General features: G+C 76.8%; 1 protein-coding gene and 1 pseudogene. Both read left to right on the plus strand.

Going from position 1 to position 1,868, the window contains the following annotated elements; translation table 11 throughout:
• Nucleotides 1-146 precede the first annotated feature (146 nt).
• Nucleotides 147-1,553 carry an ergothioneine biosynthesis protein EgtB gene (gene egtB, locus AE652_RS40565; RefSeq protein ID WP_082346283.1) on the plus strand — a complete coding sequence of 469 codons (1,407 nt, stop codon included), beginning with the start codon at nt 147-149 and terminating at the stop codon, nt 1,551-1,553.
• Nucleotides 1,553-1,868: pseudogene (locus AE652_RS40570) on the plus strand (class II glutamine amidotransferase); the annotation flags it as partial. The gene egtB and the pseudogene AE652_RS40570, both read left to right, overlap by 1 nt.

The raw sequence follows: 1,868 nt of genomic DNA on the forward strand, positions 1-1,868 counted from the left end.
GGCCGCCTACCCGGCGCCGGTCAACTGCGCACCGTCGTCGCCGAGTTCGCCGAGCGCTACCCCGCGCGCGGCCGCTGCCCGGCCGACGACCAGCTGGACGCCCTGCGCTCCGGCACCCGACCCGCTCCCCCGGAGGAGGCCGCACCATGACCGACGTCCGACCCCACGGGGGCACCGAGGCGGCCGGCCCGGACCGCAGCACCGGCCCGACCGCCGCCACCGCCACCCCTGACGCCGCCGCCACCGGCACCGAGGCGCTGCGCGAGAGCATCGCCACCGAACTGCTGGCCGCCCGCGCCCGCACCGCCGCACTGACCGACTGCGTCGGGGACGGCGACCTCACCGCCCAGCACTCCCCGCTGATGTCCCCGCTGGTCTGGGACCTCGCGCACATCGGCAACCAGGAGGAGCTCTGGCTGCTGCGCAACGTCGGCGGCCGCGACCCGATGCACCCCGAGATCGATCCGCTCTACGACGCCTTCCAGCACCCCCGCGCCGAGCGCCCCAGCCTGCCGCTGCTGCCGCCCGCCGAGGCCCGCGCCTACGCCCACGAGGTGCGCGGCCGGGTGCTGGACCTGCTGGCGGCGAGCCCGCTGGAGGGCGCGCCGCTGCTGGACGCCGGGTTCGCGTTCGGGATGATCGCCCAGCACGAGCAGCAGCACGACGAGACGATGCTGATCACCCACCAGCTCCGCCAGGGCGAGCCGGCCCTGGCCGCCCCACCGCCACCGCCCGCGCCCACCGACGCGGCCACCCTGCCCGCCGAAGTCCTGATCCCCGCGGGCCCGTTCACCATGGGGACGGACACCGAGCCGTGGGCGCTGGACAACGAGCGCCCGGCGCACACCGTCGACCTGCCGGCCTTCCTGCTGGACACCACCCCGGTCACCAACGCCGCCTACCAGCGGTTCATCGCGGACGGCGGCTACGACGACCCGCGCTGGTGGACGCCGGAGGGCTGGGAGCACCGCCGCCGCGCCGACCTGACCGCCCCGCTGTTCTGGCGCCACCAGGACGGCCAGTGGCTCCGCCGGCGCTTCGGCACGGTGGCGCCGGTCGAGCCGGACGAGCCCGTCCTGCACGTCAGTTGGTACGAGGCGGACGCGTACGCCCGGTGGGCCGGCCGGCGGCTGCCGACCGAGGCCGAGTGGGAGAAGGCGGCCCGGCACGACCCGGCCACCGGCCGCTCCCGCCGCTACCCCTGGGGCGACGGCCCGCCCGGCCCCGAGCACGCCAACCTCGGCCAGCGCCACCTGCGCCCGGCCGGGGCGGGCAGCTACCCGAAGGGCCGGTCCCCGTACGGGGTGGGCCAGTTGATCGGCGACGTGTGGGAGTGGACGGCCAGCGACTTCCGCCCCTACCCGGGCTTCCGGGCCTGGCCGTACCGGGAGTACTCGGAGGTGTTCTTCGGCCCCGAGCACAAGGTGCTGCGCGGCGGCTGCTTCGCGGTGGCGCCGGTCGCCTGCCGGGGCACCTTCCGCAACTGGGACTACCCGGTCCGGCGGCAGATCTTCGCCGGGTTCCGCACCGCCCGCGACCTGGAGGCGCACTGATGTGCCGTCACATCGCCTACCTGGGCGAGCCGGTGGCACCCCGGGAGCTGCTGGTGCACCCGCCGTACGGGCTGTACCGGCAGTCCTGGGCGCCCCGGGTCCAGCAGTACGGCACGGTCAACGCGGACGGCTTCGGCCTCGGCTGGTACGCGGACGGCGACGAGGTGCCCGCCCGCTACCGCCGGACCGGGCCGATCTGGGCGGACGAGGCCTTCGCCGACCTCGCCCGGGTGGTCCGCACCCGGGCGCTGCTGGCCGCCGTCCGGTCCGCCACCGAGGGCTGCGCGCCGGGCGAGGGCGCGGCCGCGCCGTTCG

Source organism: Kitasatospora sp. MY 5-36, assembly GCF_001182915.1.
Classification (GTDB): domain Bacteria; phylum Actinomycetota; class Actinomycetes; order Streptomycetales; family Streptomycetaceae; genus Kitasatospora.